We start from the raw sequence: 17,463 nt of genomic DNA, 5'->3' as shown, positions 1-17,463 counted from the left end.
AAATACAATGAAAAGAACAGCTTTCACTAGTTTTCATGAAGAACTAGGTGCAAAAATGGCACCATTTGCAGGCTATAACATGCCAATTGAATACACTGGAGTTAAAGATGAACACGTTTGTGTTCGCGAAAAACTAGGTGTTTTTGATGTATCTCACATGGGAGAGTTTTGGGTAAAAGGACCAAAGGCTTTCAGTTTTGTTCAAAAGCTTACAACAAATGATGTTGCTGCTTTATCTGATGGAAAAGTACAGTATAGTTGTTTTCCAAATGGAGATGGCGGTATCGTAGATGATTTGTTGGTTTACAGAATTGATGAAGAAACTTATCTTTTGGTAGTTAATGCTGCAAACATTGAGAAAGACTGGAACTGGTGTTGTAAGAATGCAGAAGAAATGGGTATGGAAGTTGGCAAGGAGTTGTACAATGCCTCTGATGAAATTTGTCAGCTTGCAGTTCAAGGCCCATTAGCTCTTAAAGCAATGCAGAAAATTGTTGATGTTCCTGTTGAAGACATGGAATATTACACTTTCAAGAAAGCTACTGTAGCTGGAATCGAAAATGCTATTTTCTCTACAACTGGTTATACTGGTTCTGGTGGATGCGAAATCTACGTAGCAAACGAAGATGGTGAGAAACTTTGGAATGCTGTTATGGAAGCAGGAAAAGAGTTCGGTATTCAGCCAATTGGTTTAGCTGCTCGCGATACTTTAAGACTTGAAGTTGGTTTCTGCCTATATGGAAATGATATCGATGACAATCACACGCCAATTGAAGCAGGTTTAGGTTGGATTACTAAATTTGTTGATGGTAACGATTTTATCGATCGTGAATTCTTCGAAAAACAAAAAGAAGAAAAACCTAAGCGTAGACTAAAAGGTTTTGAAATGATTGACAGAGGTATTCCTCGTCAAGGATACAAGATTGAAGATGCTGAAGGAAACGAAATTGGAGAGGTTACCTCTGGTACAATGGCTCCAATGGTAAACAAAGCAATTGGTATGGGATATGTAAAAGAAGGATTTTACAAAGCAGATACTGAAATCTTCATCCGTGTACGTAAAAAAGCACTTAAAGCAAAAATTGTTAAAATCCCTTTCTATAAAGGATAATTTTCAATTTCGAGATATATTAAAAGCAGGTACTTGTAAAAGTATCTGCTTTTTTTGTGAAAATAGAAAGAGAGTTATAACATAAATTCTTACATTTGTTCCTCTCTTTTGAGCAGGTGAAGAGGTAAATCTGACAGTTTATGAGCTTTCTTGGAGTGATAAATCTCATGTTGTCCTATCAGAAAGTATCAATAATTCGAAATATTGCCATCAACTTGACAAAAAGGAGAACAAAAACAAAATATTTTCTGTGGGTTAAATTACTGTTTTTCAGGCTGTAAATATTAATCTATATGAAGGGGGTGGAAATGATTATTTTTTTGTTGAAAAACATAGAAATTAAGAACTAAAATCATTTCTAAATAAATTTTTATTTGCAAATTTGCCTCAGGATATGGAATAATACAAAAATTTAAAACGTTTGAAAAAATGAAAGTACACAACTTTTCTGCAGGCCCTTCAATCCTTCCAGATTTTACAGTAGAAAAAACTGCTGAAGCTATCAAAAATTTTGCTGGTACAGGTCTTTCTGTTATGGAAGTATCTCACCGTAGCAAAGAATTCGTAGCTGTTATGGATGAAGCTATTGCATTGTTCAAAGAATTATTGAACATTCCTGAAGGATATTCAGTATTGTTCGTAGGTGGTGGTGCATCTACTCAGTTCTGCATGATTCCTTACAACTTGATGGGAAAAAAAGCTGCTTACCTTAATACAGGTGCATGGGCAAACAAAGCTCAAAAAGAAGCTAACCTTTTTGGTGAGGTTGTAGAAGTAGCATCTTCGAAAGAAGCTGTTTACAATTACATTCCAAAAGGATATGAAATTCCTGCTGATGCGGATTATTTCCACATTACTACTAACAATACCATTTACGGTACTGAGATTAAAGAGGATATGGATATCAATGTTCCATTGGTAGCTGATATGTCATCAGACATCTTCTCTCGTCCGGTTGATGTATCAAAATATGCATTGATTTATGGTGGTGCTCAAAAGAACCTTGCTCCTGCAGGTGTTACTTTTGTGATTGTTAAAGATGAAATTTTAGGTAAGGTTGACCGTCAGATTCCTACAATGTTAGATTACAGAACTCACATTAAAGGAGAATCAATGTTCAATACTCCGCCTGTAGTTCCTGTATTTGCTGCTCTTCAAACTTTGAAGTGGATCAAAGAACAAGGTGGTGTTGCTGCAATGCAGAAGATGAATGAAGAAAAAGCGGCAGTTCTTTACAATGAGATTGATCGTAACCCAATGTTCAAAGGTACTGTTGTTAACGAAGAAGATCGTTCATTAATGAACATTTGCTTCATAATGGCTGATGAGTACAAAGAACTTGAAAAAGAATTCTTCACATTCGCAACTGAAAGAGGTATGTCTGGTATTAAAGGACACCGTTCTGTTGGTGGTTTCCGTGCTTCTACATACAATGCATTACCAAAAGCAAGTGTACAAGCTTTAGTTGACTGCATGAAAGAATTTGAAGCGTTACACGTAAAATAATTAAATCTAGATGAGCAGGATTTATTTCCTGCTTTTCGTCATTCAGATGCATGAGGAACGACTAAAGTAATTCGTTTGAATTACTTCGATTTGGCTGGCAATGACATTTTATTTTTTTAATTCTAATTTTCAAATAAAATGACAAAAGTATTAATTGCAACCGAAAAGCCTTTTGCTCCTGCCGCCGTTAATGGTATCAGAGAAGTTGTGGAAGGCGCAGGTTACGAGTTGGCTTTGTTGGAATCTTATACTGATAAGGCTGATCTATTGGCTGCTGTAGCTGACGTAGATGCTATGATTATCCGAAGTGATAAGGCTACACGTGAAGTTATTGAGGCTGCTAAAAATCTTAAAGTTATCGTTCGTGCTGGTGCAGGGTACGATAACATTGACCTAGAAGCTTGTACTGAAAAAGGAATTGTAGCTATGAATACTCCAGGACAGAATTCAAACGCTGTTGCTGAGTTGGTGTTAGGAATGATGGTATTCTTGGCAAGAAATGGTTACAACGGAAAAGCTGGTGTTGAGCTTAGAGGTAAGAAAATTGGTATCCATGCTTATGGTAACGTTGGTCGTTACGTTGGCGAAATTGCGAAAGGCTTTGGAATGGAAGTTTTGGCTTTCGATCCATTTGTAGCTAAAGAAGCAATCGAAGCTGATGGAGTTAAGGTTGTTGAATCTGTAGAAGAATTGTATAGTACTTGTAACTATATTTCTTTGCATATTCCTGCTAACGACAAGACTAAAAAATCAATTAACTACGACTTGTTGAACAAGATGCCAGAAGGGGGAATCTTGGTAAATACTGCTCGTAAAGAAGTAATTGATGAAGAAGGATTAATGAAATTGATGGAAGATCGTAAAGACTTCGCATACATTTCTGATATCGCTCCTGATTGTAAAGATGAGATTGCTGCTAAATTTGAAGGCCGTTTCTTCTTTACTCCTAAAAAGATGGGTGCACAAACTGCTGAAGCAAATATCAATGCAGGTATTGCTGGTGCAAATCAAATTGTGAACTGTATCGAAAAGGGAGATACTACTTATAAAGTAAACTAGATAATATAAAAAGGAAGCAGGGGACAAGAACAGTTTACCTTGTTTCCTTTTTTATGAAATTGTAAGCAAACGATTTCATCAAGATAATTAACAACACAACAAAAACATATTAACGATGGCTATAGTAAAACCATTCAGAGGCTTGCGCCCTACTCAAGATATCGCTAAGGATTTGGCATGTCTTCCATATGACGTAATGAATTCAGAAGAGGCTGCTCAAATGGCTGAAGGTAAAGAGTGTTCTTTACTACACATTACAAGAGCAGAGATTGATTGTCCTGCAGGAACTGATGTTCACTCTGAAGAAGTATATGAAAAATCAGTATCTAACTTTAACTTGTGGCAAGAAAAAGGTTGGTTGAAGCAAGATGAAGAAGCTAAATTCTATATCTATGCTCAAACAATGGACGGACGTACTCAGTACGGTATCGTTGCTAACGCTGCATGTGAAGATTACAAAACTGGTGTAATTAAAAAGCACGAGTTAACTCGTCCGGATAAGGAGGAAGATCGTATGATTTTAACTCGTTATGTTGAGGCTAATCTTGAACCTGTATTTTTCTCATACAAAGCTGTACCTGAAATCGATGCTATCGTAGAAAATATCGTTAAAAACGAAGAAGCTACTTACGATTTCGTTGCTGAAGATGGTTTCGGTCACCATTTCTGGCCAGTAAACGATCCTGCTACTAACAAAGAGTTGGAAGAGTTGTTTGCAACTAAAGTTCCTGCAACTTACGTAGCTGATGGTCACCACAGAACAGCTGCTGCTGCTCGTATTGGTGATGAGTTTGCTGCTAAAAATCCAAATCACACAGGTGATGAGGAGTACAACTATTTCATGGCAGTACACTTCCCAGATAACCAATTGAAGATTATTGACTACAATCGTGTAGTTAAGGATTTAAATGGTATGACTGCTGAAGAGTTCTTGGCTAAATTGGAAGCTACTTTTGAAGTAGAGTGCATGGGTGAAGAAATCTACAAGCCAGCTAAATTACACGAATTCTCTATGTATTTAGAAGGCAAGTGGTACAAAATGAACGCTAAGGAAGGTACTTACGATGATAAGGATCCGATTGGTGTTCTTGATGTAACGATCTTATCTAACCATGTTCTTGATAACCTTCTTGATATCAAAGATCTTCGTACGACTACACGTGCAGAATTTGTTGGTGGTATCCGTGGATTAGGTGAGTTGAAGAAACGTGTAGATAGCGGTAATATGAAAGCTGCTTTTGCATTGTACGCAGTATCTATGCAGCAATTAATTGATATTGCTGATACTGGTAACATCATGCCTCCTAAAACAACTTGGTTCGAGCCTAAGCTTCGTTCAGGTTTATTGATTCACAAATTAGACTAATTTGAATCACATTATATTAGAAGAAGGAATGCATTTGCATTCCTTCTTTTTTTGTCCATAATCGAAAATTAAATGTGCGTATACGAACACAGTGAGGAATGAGAGGTTGGAAGCATCGGTCAGTAAGTAAGCTTGTTACATTAGGTGGCATATTGATTGATAATCGAAAGACATAACCTTAATCTACGTGTGATGATTTTGAATTTTTTTAAGGTTGCATTTCGCAATATGAAGAAATATAAGGGATATTCCTTTATAAATGTTGTTGGTTTAGCCATTGGACTAGCTTGTGTGTTTTTGATTTACCTGTTTGTTCAGGATGAATTGAGTTATGATAAGTTTTATTCTCAATCGGAGAATATATATCGTGTTGCAACCAGAGCTAAAATGGGTGAAAGAAAAACAGATTATAACTCCATATGTGCTCCTTTTTCACCTGCTGCACAATCCGATTTTCCAGAAGTCAAATATGCGGTTAGAACACATTTTAGGAGTAATGTTCTTTTTTCATATGAAGATAAGCAGTTTGTAGAAAATAAATTGTTAAGGACAGATTCCACCTTTTTCGAAGTGTTCGATCGACCGTTTATTTATGGTGACCCTAAGACTGCATTGCATGGTTCTGGGAATATAGTCATTACAGAAACTACAGCTAAAAAATATTTTGGCAATTCCAATCCATTAGGTAAGCTTATTCGGATGGGAGAAAAGACTCTTTACACGGTGACAGGTGTAGTAGAGGATATACCTGAAAATTCTCACTTTCATTACAATTTGGTTTGCAATTTGAAATTGAGTGCTGAAGAAGCAGATGATTGGTTTAGTGATTATATGCAAGCCTATTTTTTATTGGAACCAGGAACAGATTATAAGGAACTGGAAGCGAAATTCAGAGATTTTACCTTAAAATATATGGGACCAAGGCTAAAAAGCATACTTGGTATTGATATTTATGAATGGGAAAAATCAGGAAATGAATTTAACTATTACTTAGAGCCACTTGAAAAGATTTATCTTTATTCTACTACAGATGGTCAAATAGAGCCAATAAGTGATATCAAATACATTTATATTTTTTCGGCAATTGCTTTTTTTATATTGTTATTGGCTTGTGTAAACTTTCTCAATCTTACTACAGCAAGATCATTTACAAGGGCCAATGAAGTTGGTGTTCGAAAGGTTTTTGGTAGCAGTAGAGAGATGTTAATGTTGCAGTTTTATGCTGAAACATTAATAATGACGGTGTTTGCAGGCATATTGTCCTATTTTCTAATTGAATTGATGTTGCCATCGTTTAATATGATTGCCAAGAAAAATATTTCCTCTTCTTTATTGTGGCAACCTGATTACTTGTTGTTTGTGTTGGGAGTAATATTGTTTGTTGTCCTTTTTGCTGGAACATATACGGCACTTTCCTTATCGGGATTTAGGGTGATGAGTATTCTGAGAGGAGAAGTCAGGAAAGGAAAGATTGGGCAGAGGATTAGAGCTTCCTTAGTGGTGTTCCAATTTACAGTTGCCATTGGAATATTAATTTCTGCCTTTGTAATGAAAGAGCAGGTTGATTTCATGCAAAACAAGAAGTTGGGATTTGAGAAGGAAAGAATCATGGTGGTTGATCGTGCTTATACCTTTGATGCAGAAGAAAAGGAAACCATAAAGGAAATGCTCTTTAAATATTCAGGAGTTGAAAATGTTTCTTTTTCAGGAATGGTGCCTGGACGTGGAACAAATGGGTGGTCGATGTATAGAGAGGGAGCCAGTAATGAGGAGATGATCAATTTCCGCTTGATGCATGTAGATGAAAACTTTGTTGATTTGTTGGATTTAAAACTGAAGGATGGAAGAAAATTCGACAAAGATAGATTGGCCGACACTTCTGTTTTTATTGCCAATGAGGCGGCAATACATGCCTTAGGCTATACCGATTGTCCTGTAGGAAGGAATGTGTATCGACCTAACATCTCTGATGCCGGACGTACACCAATCGAAATAGTTGGGGTGGTGAAAAATTTCCATTTTGAATCGATGAGAGATAAAATTCTGCCAATGTTTTTGACTTATACACCTCAATATCATCAAAGATATATGTTGGTGAAACTGAAGCAGCATAATATTATGGGAGGTATGAAAATGGTGAAGAAAATTTGGATGAAAATGACCAAAGGAGAACCATTTGAGTATTTCTTTTTAGATGCTGATTTCAATACGTTGTTCAAAGGAGAGGTAAGAGTTGCCAATATCTTAACATCCTTTACCATCTTAGCATTTATTATTGCCTTATTGGGCTTGTTGGGATTGGTTTCTTTTGAAATGCAACAACGTGTAAAGGAAATAGGAATTAGGAAAGTACTTGGTGGTACCGAGATGAATCTAATTGTATTATTGAGTAAAAATTTATGTGTGAGTGTAATTATTGCAAATGTGATTGCTTGGCCATTAAGTTATTATGCAATGCAAAATTGGCTGTCGAACTTTGTGTATAGAATAGATTTTCCTTGGTATTATTTCTTGATTGCACTAAGTATTTCCTTACTATTGGCAATTTTAACGGTAAGCGGACATTCAGTAAAAGTAGCCAATGCAAATCCCATAAAATCACTTCGATACGAATAATACAGAACTATAATTAAGAAAGGACTCTAAACAGATAGAGTTCTTTTTTTTGTTTTTTAACCATTTGGTTAAAAAAAGTATAAATTGTTTTGATCTTTATTTAAATGTTCTACATTTGCATTAACCAAACGGTTAAACCGAATGGTTTATTTTTGATAATTGAATTAACCAAATGGTTAAAAAAGTATGAAAGAGAATAAAAAGTCAGAAGAAACGCAGGAGTTAATATTGAAAACAGCAAAGGATATTTTTGCCCAAAAAGGTTATGCGGGTGCTCGTATGCAAGAAATTGCTGATGCCGCTGGTATTAATAAAGCACTCTTGCATTATTATTATCGAAATAAGGAAAAATTATTCGAGCAGGTTTTTGAAGGGGCAATTCGCAAATTGTTGGGGCCTATGGCTTCTTTCTTAGCTGATGATTCGGAGTTGTTTGCAAAAATCAGGAATCTGTGTCACCATTACTATGGAGTCTTAATTGAATATCCATTTATTCCAATTTTTGTTTTGAATGAGGCCAGTGCCAATCCTGACCGCTTTTTACGTTTGATGAAGTTCGAAGGAGTGGTGGAAGCCAAGGAAAAAACCAGGATGCAAATCCAGCAGTATATTAGAGAAGGTAAAATAAGGCCAATCGACCCCAGGGAGTTGTTATGGAATATCATGAGTTTGTGCATATTTCCAATTGTCAGCCGACCAGTTGCCGGGGAAATCCTGTACCCTGATGAGGATGTGACAGAAGTCTTAAAGAAAAGAGCCGATCATGTTGCTGATTTTGTAATTCAATCCATAAAAATCCAATCAGTATGAAAATGAAATCGTATAAAAAATGTGCTTTATTCCTGATGTGCTTTGTATATATGAATATAGGCTTTGGACAGAATAGCATATTAAGTTTGGAGCAAATTCAGGAAATAGTACAGCAAAATTATCCTTTGGTAAAAGGAAAAGATTTGTTACGTGAACAATCGGGATTAAGTGTTGAGAATTTAAAAACTGCCTTTTTGCCCCAATTGTATGCCAATGGAAAAATGAGTTACCAGTCTGATGTAACCAGCAGTCCGCTTGCAGGACCAAATTCTTTTGGTGCACCCAAGGAACAAATTTCCCTGAATCTGGATGTTGAGCAGTTGATTTACAATGGTGGTAGGATCAAAAGTCAGGTGAAACTGGAGCAATTGTCTGCAGAGCTTGAAGTGATTGATTTGGAAGTCAGAATGTATGAGCTTAGAGAGCGTGTGAACGATGCATACTTTAGCATTCTGCTGCTAAGGCAAAGCAAACAGGTTTTAGAGGAGAAAAGAAAAAGTATTGCAGCACGTTTGCAACAGGTGCAATCGGTTGTGAAAAATGGTGTAATGCCTGCTTTTAATTCCAAAGTGCTGGAATCGGAACTGTTGCTCATTCAACAGCAGGAAAAAGAAATAGAATTTGCCGAAAGAACAAGCCTGGAAAGCCTGGCCGAGTTGATGAATAGGATTGAAAAGTTCGATATTGAAGCCATTGGTGTGAAAGAAGAGATCGGACAATTTAAACTGGGTAATGAACTTTCAGAAGAGAGGCCAGAGTACAAATTGTTCGAAGGGCAAAACTTATTGCTGGATGAGAAGATGGAAATCACCAGAAAAGACAGGCTTCCAGTAATCAGCGCTTTTGGTCAGTTGGGATATGGTCAGCCAGGATACAATCAATTAAATGATGATTTTGACAGCTACTATATGCTTGGCGCAAAATTGAGCTGGAACATTTTTGACTGGAAATCGAGCAAAAGAAATCAAAGAAAGTATCAATTGCAAAAGGAAATTGTGTCAACTCAACGATCAAGTTTTCAGAAGAATCAAATGGTTGAATTGCGCACGGAGGTCAATAACATATCTAAGTTCAAAATATTACTGGAACAGGATGATGCAATTGTGTGCCTTCAGGAAGAGGTGACCAAAACTTCTTCTTCTCAACTTGACAATGGTGTGATCACATCCAGTGATTACCTGGAAGATTTAAACAAGGAAATACAGGCCAAACTGAACAGGGAATATCATCAAATTCAACTGAGCCAGTCCATTGCTGAATACAAAAGAATATTAGGGAAAACTGAAATTAGATAGAAAATGAGACAAATAAAATTATATATCGGATTGATAATTGCGATGTTGGTTAGCGCATGTAATAATGGAGATCAGCTATCGGATGCATATGGTAATTTCGAAGCTGTAGATTACATGATCTCTGCAGAAAATTCAGGGAAAATAATGGGCTTGAATCTTAAAGAAGGAGATGTATTTAACGAACCAACTTTAGTAGGATATATCGATACCGCTCAACTGTTTCTGAAAAAAGAGCAGTTAAAGGCACAGCGCAAGTCAATAGCATCTGGAATTCAAAATATCATATCCAGAATTGATGTTTACAAGGAGCAGTTGGTTCTATTGCAAAAAGACAAACAACGAATTGATAAAATGTATGCCGATGAAGCAGTTTCGGTTAAAGAAGTAGATGATATTAACGGAAACATTCAGGTTGTTGAAAAGCAAATAAAATCAGTACAAAGCGAAAATGCCAAAGTGTTGGGAAATATTGAAAGCTTAGACAGACAAATAGAGTCCATTAATGATCTGATTGCGAAGAGTAAAATTATGGTTCCAGAGGCTGCTACAGTACTTGAAAAATATAAGGAACCATTCGAAATGGTGAATGCAGGAACTCCACTGTTCAAATTGGCAGATCTAAGATCCTTGGATTTGAGAGCATACATTTCGGGAGATCAGCTTTCAAGCGTGAGAATCGGTCAAAAAGTGAAGGTGATCATTGATAAAAATGCTGATGAGAATGAAAGTTTGGAAGGAGAAATTACCTGGATATCATCTCAATCGGAATTTACACCTAAAATTATTCAAACAAAACAAGAGCGGGTAAAATTGGTTTATGCATTAAAAGTAAGAGTTGTAAACGATGGGCGACTAAAGATTGGTATGCCAGGTGAAATTAGATTCTAATTGATTATGAATGCAGGTATTAGCATAGAAAACCTATCTAAAACATACGGAAGTGTTCAGGCACTTAAGGGTATTAATTTAGATATAAATTCGGGGGAACTATTCGGTTTAATTGGGCCTGATGGAGCCGGAAAAACAACTCTCTTTAGATTACTTGCTACATTACTATTGCCAGATATAGGAAGTGCTCGCTTGTGTGATATTGATATAGTGGAAGGCTATAAGCAAATCAGAAACTTATTGGGATATATGCCAGGGAAATTTTCTTTGTATCAGGATTTAAGTGTAATCGAAAACCTTGAGTTCTTTGCCACGGTATTTGATACGAGAATCGAAGACAATATGGACATGATTCATGATATCTGGGTGCAAATAGAGCCATTCAAAGATCGCCTTGCAGGCAACCTTTCGGGAGGAATGAAACAGAAACTCGCCTTGTGTTGTGCATTAATTCATCAGCCTAAAGTACTGTTGTTGGATGAACCAACCACTGGGGTTGATGCGGTATCGAGAAGTGAATTCTGGCAAATGCTAAAGAATTTAAAATCAAAAGGAATTACAATTGTAGTTGCAACCCCATATATGGATGAAGCAAACTTGTGTGAAAGAGTTGCCTTGATTAAAGATGGCGAAATTCTGCAAGTGAATACACCACAGGAAATAGTGGATCAGTTCGAACGAAAACTGTATGCAATTAAAAGTGATGATAACTACCAATGCTTACTCGATTTAAGAGAATTTGAATTTACAAACTCGGTTTTTCTATTCGGTCAAACTTTGCATTATACCGATGTACGAAAAGAATTTTCATTGGAAGAAGTCAACTCCTACCTAAAAAGTAAAGGTCATTTGCACTTGGAAATAGAGCATGTAAAGCCAGGAATTGAAGATTGTTTCATGGCATTGAGCACAAAAGCAGACGGATATGAATAAGGATGTTAAGGTGATAAAGGTTAAAAATCTTTGTAAGAAATTTGGCGATTTTACTGCAAACAACAATTTGTCGTTCGAGGTTTCTAAAGGTGAGATTTTTGGTTTTCTAGGAGCAAACGGAGCAGGAAAAACCACAGCCATTAAAATATTATGCGGATTGTCTTATCCTACTTCAGGTGAAATTAGTGTTGCTGGCTTCGATGTATACAAGCAGCGTGAGCAATTGAAGAGAAATATTGGTTACATGAGCCAAAAGTTTTCCTTGTACGAAGACTTAACAGTGTTTGAAAATATCAGATTCTATGGTGGTATTTATGGATTATCAAAGGAGGTGATTCATCGTAAAGCTGATGATTTGTTAAAGAAACTGGATTTGCAGCACGCACGAAATAAACGCATCAGTTCTTTGCCCCTTGGATGGAAGCAAAAGTTAGCATTTTCGGTTGCCATTTTTCATGATCCCGAAATTGTATTTCTGGATGAACCAACAGGAGGGGTTGATCCGGTTACAAGAAGACAGTTTTGGGATTTAATTTATGAGGCATCGCGAGAGGGAATTACAATTTTTGTGACCACCCATTATATGGATGAAGCGGAATATTGCGATAGGGTATCGATAATGGTGGATGGAAAAATAGAAGCATTGGATACACCAGCCAAATTGAAGGAAGATTTTAATGCTGTAGATATGGATCAGGTGTTTTTGGCTTTGGCTCGAACGGCTACAAATGTAGAGTAGATTAAAAATTAGAAGTAATGAATCGATTTATCGGATTTTTAAAGAAAGAATTCTATCATATTTTCCGCGATAAGCGGTCTATGCTTATTTTGTTTGGAATGCCTATCGTGCAGATCATGCTTTTTGGATATGTAATTAATACAGACTTAAAGGATGTGAAAATGGCAGTTCTCGATCATTCCAAGGATGAATATACAGCTGAAATAATCAACAAAATTACATCCTCGGGCTATTTTCAGCTAAGCAATAACTTAAAGAGTATTGAGCAGGCCGATGTTATTTTTAGAAAAGGAGATGTAAAGTTAATTTTAGTATTCGAACCCGATTTTGGAAAGAAATTAGTCAAGAATTCCAAAGCTAATGTACAGATACTAACCGATGCTTCAGATCCGAATACTGCAAATTTAGAGGTGAGTTATTTGCAAGGGATTTTGCAAAACTACAATGTGGAAATCAATCAGGACAAACAATTACCAAGTTCGATTCAAGCAAATTCCAGAATGTATTTTAATGCCAACCTCGAAAGTGTTTTCATGTTTATTCCAGGTATAATGGCTACCATTTTAATGTTGGTATCTGCCATGATGACTTCCATTTCCATTGCTCGGGAAAAAGAGCTAGGTACAATGGAAATATTATTGGTTTCTCCTTTGAATCCATTACAAATTATACTTGGAAAAGTAACTCCTTACCTGGCTTTGTCATTTATTAATGCCCTGGTGATTGTGGGTATGGGGTACTTTGTGTTTGGAGTACCAGTTCTTGGTAGTTTTACCTTATTAATGGCCGAAAGTGTGCTGTTTATATTTTTAGCCTTGTCAATTGGGATATTTATATCCACAGTCGCCAAAAGTCAACAGGTTGCAATGATGCTTTCGATGTTTGTGCTTATGTTGCCAACCATAATTCTTTCTGGTTTTATATTCCCAATTAGAAATATGCCGGTTCCCCTGCAAGTGATCAGTTATATCATTCCACCCAAATACTTTATCGTGATTTTAAAAAATATCATGCTAAAAGGAGTAGGATTGGAATATGTATGGAAGGAAACCTTGATACTACTTGCAATGACCTTTGGGTTTATTGGTTTAAGTCTTAAGAAGTTTAAAATCAGATTACAGTAATGGTGAAATAAAAAGTTATGCGAGTATTAAAATATCTATTACAGAAAGAGTTTTTACAGATTTTTCGCAACAAAAGCATGTTGCCAATCATCTTTGTGATGCCAATATTACAGCTTTGTGTTTTGTCTTTTGCTGCAACTTACGACATGAAAAATACGAATCTTTATATTGTCGATAAAGACCTTTCAAGTCATTCTCGTGAGTTGATCTCCAAGTTTAATGGGTCCCCTTTTTTCACGGTAAAGGAAATTGGGTTTTCGGTTGAAGAAGCCGAAAAGGAAATCTATAAAGATAAGATTGATGCCATTCTGGTTTTTAATAATGATTTTGGGAAATCAGTTGATTTGAAAAAGGGAGCGTCTGTTCAGGTACTGATCAATGCGATTAATGCAAGCTCTGCTGGTTTGTACAATGCATATATTTCCTCGGTAATTCAGGACTATAATCGTAAAGTAAGCGCAAGCGTTAGAGAAGTAGGCACAGGAACACCTGTACATTTTGTGCAATCAAGCTACCTGCATCAGTTTAACCCTGAAATGAAATACATTCCATACATGTTGCCCGGGTTGCTTGTGTTATTGGTTACGGTTATTGGTTTGTTCTTATCGGCAATGAATGTGGTAAGAGAGAAAGAAATCGGAACAATCGAACAAATCAATGTAACTCCAATTCGAAAGTCACAATTTCTACTGGCCAAATTGATACCATTTTTGGTAATCGGATTTTTTGAATTGGGAATTGGTTTAAGCATAGCTGCTTTCCTGTTTAAGATTCCTTTTTTAGGATCCGTATGGCTCATTTATTTGGTTGCTTTTGTTTATTTGATTGCCATTTTGGGCTTTGGACTGCTGATATCTACACAGACCAATACGCAGCAACAGGCAATGTTTATTGCATGGTTTTTTATGGTGATATTCTTATTGATGAGCGGTTTGTTTACGCCGGTGGAAAGTATGCCGGAATGGGGGCAGACCTTAAACATCTTAAATCCGATTGCCTATTTTATTAAGGTAATTCGAATGATACTCTTGAAAGGATCCGGATTTTTTGACATTGTTAATGAAATTGCAATTTTAACGGTATTTGCGGTATCAGTTGTAAGTATTGCGGTGAACATGCATCGAAAAGTTGCCTGACTTCAAATAGAAACTCAATGCCATTTACCGATTAATAGTTCTCTTTTATCTATTTTTACTGGAGCAATCCATAAGATTCAATTTATTTTGAAGAACTCTAATCCAAATATCTGTGAACTACTTTAAGTCAATTTATAATTCTGCCTGGAGAATCTTGATCATTGTAGCCGTTTTGCTGCAAGTGAGTTTAATGCCTTTAGATTTCCTCTTTAATTTGAGAGGATTAGAATGGTACAAGACTCTCGATTTGATTATATCTGTGCTCTATTTCCTAGACTTGATCGTAAACATTCTGCGATATCGAGGTATAAAAAGTCATGCCTTTTTAAAAGATGTTTATTGGGATACTTATTCATCCAGTAAATTCTTTGTTACTGATTTACTGGCAATATTGCCATATGCAGTAATGTTCTCGAACCCTGTATTTCAGTTGTTCAGATTGTTCAAGTGGGTTAGAGTAATTCGAACAACTCGCTATTTTCAAATCAGGAATTTAAGATACAGTACCGGAATTTCTGTTGGCTTGCTTTGGATTGGAGCTTTTTTATTTTCACACTGGTTTGCTTGTATTTGGATACAGATACATGGAATGGAAGCTAGCCTGACTAAAGTTGACAATTATGTAAGGGCACTTTATTATACGGTAACCACTTTAACTTCTGTTGGCTATGGCGATGTGGTTCCGCATGGAAATGCCGAGATGCTCTACAATATCTTTCTTCAGTTTATAGGAGTTGGTTTTTTGGCTCTTCTTGTGGGGAATGTGGTTAGTATTTTTACCAGGAAAGATCCTGCCGAACAGCGCTTTTTAGAAAATATGGAAAAGCTAAGAGCACTAATTCACTATCAACACATTTCAAAAGATTTAGAGCACAGAATTAGCGATTACTTTACCTACGAAAGGAAACAAAAATTGGGTTACGATGAAACCGAATTGATGGAAGCACTTCCTTTTGGACTTAGAAATGAGTTGCAGTTAGAGTTCAAAAAGAACATTATAAAAGATATTCCCTTGTTCGAATCTGTGGATGATCATTTCGTTAGAGATATCGCTCAATATCTTAGTCCAAAAATCCTAACTCCTGGAAATTATTTGTTTCGAATAGGAGATTCTGCAAGTTCAATGTTTTTTGTACAAAAAGGAAGTCTGAAAGTTTTGTCGGCGGATGAATCAAAACAGTTGACACTTTTGAAGAAAGGTGATTTTATGGGAGAGATCGCCTTGTTTAAAAAGACAACAAGAACCGCAACCGTAAAATCAGTAGGATATTCAGATTTGTATGAACTTCAAAAGAAAGAGTTCGATAAGGTATTGAAAATGTACCCTGAAATTGCTGAGAAAATAAGACTGAAATCCAAGTCAAGACAAGAAAGGTATATGTAATGAATAAATTATAGCACCATGTTTCATCATCATGATCATTTTAATGAGTTGTTGCATCCCGAATTTTTAAGGATAGAGCGAAAAAGAGTAGGAATCATTTTAGGCCTTTTTATTATTGGTACTTTGATTCTTCCGGTTCTTCATTATTTGGCTCCAAGCCTGTTGCGTAACTTCTTAAATCAAGAACAATTCATTGGAAGCTTGGTGTTTTGGTGGGTGTTGTTCTGTGTATTCGAATTGGGGGTTTATTTCCGATTGGGTTACGCCATTAAGAATAATATTCAGATTCCTAAAAGAATATTGATTATCAATATACTGGTGGAGTTTGGTTTGCCTGCCATTGTGTTGTATAACGCAGTAAAGTTCGATTACTCTCTTTTAATATTGGAATATGACGGGCTGCTGTTTTATTTCCTGTTACTCATGCTTTCGGCAATGCATCTTGATTTTAAAGTTTCGGTAGGAGCTGGTTTTCTAGCTGGGATAGGATATTTTTCAGTTGCATTTTGGGGCATTAATTATCTTCAAACCGAACAGGATGTGGCTCAACTAAAGGAAATTTATACAATGAGAAGTGTTGGTCTGGTTGTGGGAGGCCTGGTGGCAGGGGTAGTGGCACATGAAATTAAAAAGAGGGTTAACAATTACCTGAACAGCATGGAAGAGCAGAAAGAAATTGAGTCCTTGCTTGGTCAGCAGTTATCGAAAGGGGTTGCCAATGAGTTGATTGTTCACAGAAATGAAACCATCGGGCACAAAGTGGTTGGCTCAATCATGTTCCTGGATATTCGAAACTTTACGGTTATGGCCGATCATCAAAGTCCGGAAGAAACCATAGAATTTCAGAATGCCATATTCGATCCTCTTATTCGAATCATAGAAAAGAACAATGGGATTATTCACCAGATTTTGGGTGATGGATTTATGGCCTCCTTTGGGATAGCGGTAAAAAATGAAAATCATGCCAAAGACTCTTTGAATGCAGGTTTGGAGATTATGGAAGCCATTAATCACCTAAGAACAGACCAGAATGGTAGTACCACAAAGGTGGGAATCGGTTTGCATTCGGGCGAGGTGATTACAGGAAATATTGGGAACGAGATCAGAAAGCAGTTTTCCATTGCCGGTAAGAATGTGATTCTGGCTTCCAGAATAGAGCAATTGAATAAAACTTTTAAAACACAATTCCTGGTAAGTCGTCAGTTTGTGGATATGCTGAATTGCAAAGGTTGCTTTACCGATTTGGGTGAGGTACAGGTAAAAGGATTCGACGATCAGGTCCATATCTACCAGGTAGGAGAGAACTGTTCTTGCAAGGAAAATTAAAAAATACTATTGGAAGTAAAATAATATATAAAGGCCATCGTTATTACATTTTCGATGGCCTTTGTTTGTGATTTTAACCGTAATTGATTGCTGATATTGATTCTAAATTAGGCTAATGTCTTATAGTCTCTTGGTATAAAGAGAAACTTTTTAATGATTAAATGAATTGA

Annotated in this window: 14 protein-coding genes; all 14 read left to right on the top strand. The window is 36.4% G+C overall.

What is annotated here, in order from left to right:
* The first annotated feature begins 7 nt into the window (after nt 1-7).
* A complete protein-coding gene (gcvT, locus tag BXY64_RS12540) occupies nt 8-1,111 on the top strand; it encodes a glycine cleavage system aminomethyltransferase GcvT (protein WP_120240333.1) in 1,104 nt (367 codons plus the stop codon).
* A 429-nt stretch (nt 1,112-1,540) separates the two neighbouring features.
* Nucleotides 1,541-2,617: a 3-phosphoserine/phosphohydroxythreonine transaminase gene (gene serC / locus BXY64_RS12535; RefSeq protein WP_120240332.1), complete on the top strand. Its 1,077-nt coding sequence runs from the start codon at nt 1,541-1,543 to the stop codon at nt 2,615-2,617.
* A gap of 138 nt (nt 2,618-2,755) precedes the next feature.
* Nucleotides 2,756-3,676: a 3-phosphoglycerate dehydrogenase gene (locus BXY64_RS12530; RefSeq protein ID WP_120240331.1), complete on the top strand. Its 921-nt coding sequence runs from the start codon at nt 2,756-2,758 to the stop codon at nt 3,674-3,676.
* Nucleotides 3,677-3,791: 115 nt separating this feature from the next.
* On the top strand, nt 3,792-5,042 hold the full coding sequence (locus BXY64_RS12525; RefSeq protein ID WP_120240330.1) for a DUF1015 domain-containing protein: 1,251 nt from the start codon (nt 3,792-3,794) through the stop codon (nt 5,040-5,042).
* A gap of 228 nt (nt 5,043-5,270) precedes the next feature.
* Nucleotides 5,271-7,658, top strand: a complete 2,388-nt coding sequence (locus BXY64_RS12520) for an ABC transporter permease (protein WP_170150649.1) — start codon at nt 5,271-5,273, stop codon at nt 7,656-7,658.
* A 186-nt stretch (nt 7,659-7,844) separates the two neighbouring features.
* On the top strand, nt 7,845-8,468 hold the full coding sequence (locus BXY64_RS12515) for a TetR/AcrR family transcriptional regulator (protein WP_120240328.1): 624 nt from the start codon (nt 7,845-7,847) through the stop codon (nt 8,466-8,468).
* Nucleotides 8,465-9,763, top strand: a complete 1,299-nt coding sequence (locus BXY64_RS12510) for a TolC family protein (RefSeq protein ID WP_120240327.1) — start codon at nt 8,465-8,467, stop codon at nt 9,761-9,763. The genes BXY64_RS12515 and BXY64_RS12510 overlap by 4 nt, the downstream gene beginning before the upstream one ends.
* Before the next feature lie 3 nt (nt 9,764-9,766).
* Nucleotides 9,767-10,651: an HlyD family secretion protein gene (locus BXY64_RS12505; RefSeq protein WP_120240326.1), complete on the top strand. Its 885-nt coding sequence runs from the start codon at nt 9,767-9,769 to the stop codon at nt 10,649-10,651.
* A gap of 6 nt (nt 10,652-10,657) precedes the next feature.
* On the top strand, nt 10,658-11,584 hold the full coding sequence (locus BXY64_RS12500) for an ABC transporter ATP-binding protein (protein ID WP_120240325.1): 927 nt from the start codon (nt 10,658-10,660) through the stop codon (nt 11,582-11,584).
* The gene (locus BXY64_RS12495) at nt 11,577-12,323 is read left to right on the top strand and encodes an ABC transporter ATP-binding protein (RefSeq protein WP_120240324.1); all 747 of its coding nucleotides are present in this window, start codon (nt 11,577-11,579) and stop codon (nt 12,321-12,323) included. Before BXY64_RS12500 ends, BXY64_RS12495 begins: the two co-directional genes overlap by 8 nt.
* A 17-nt stretch (nt 12,324-12,340) precedes the next feature.
* Complete coding sequence (locus tag BXY64_RS12490; protein WP_120240323.1) at nt 12,341-13,447, top strand: ABC transporter permease; 1,107 nt, start codon at nt 12,341-12,343, stop codon at nt 13,445-13,447.
* A gap of 17 nt (nt 13,448-13,464) precedes the next feature.
* Entirely contained in the window at nt 13,465-14,583 is a 1,119-nt protein-coding gene (locus tag BXY64_RS12485; protein WP_120240322.1) for an ABC transporter permease, read from the top strand.
* 112 nt (nt 14,584-14,695) lie between these two features.
* Entirely contained in the window at nt 14,696-15,967 is a 1,272-nt protein-coding gene (locus tag BXY64_RS12480) for a cyclic nucleotide-gated ion channel (RefSeq protein WP_120240321.1), read from the top strand.
* 18 nt (nt 15,968-15,985) lie between these two features.
* Nucleotides 15,986-17,293 carry an adenylate/guanylate cyclase domain-containing protein gene (locus BXY64_RS12475; protein ID WP_120240320.1) on the top strand — a complete coding sequence of 436 codons (1,308 nt, stop codon included), beginning with the start codon at nt 15,986-15,988 and terminating at the stop codon, nt 17,291-17,293.
* Nucleotides 17,294-17,463 lie beyond the last annotated feature (170 nt).

This window comes from Marinifilum flexuosum (assembly GCF_003610555.1).
In the GTDB taxonomy this organism is placed as follows: Bacteria; Bacteroidota; Bacteroidia; order Bacteroidales; family Marinifilaceae; genus Marinifilum; species Marinifilum flexuosum.
This window is presented reverse-complemented; position numbering and strand designations above follow the sequence as displayed.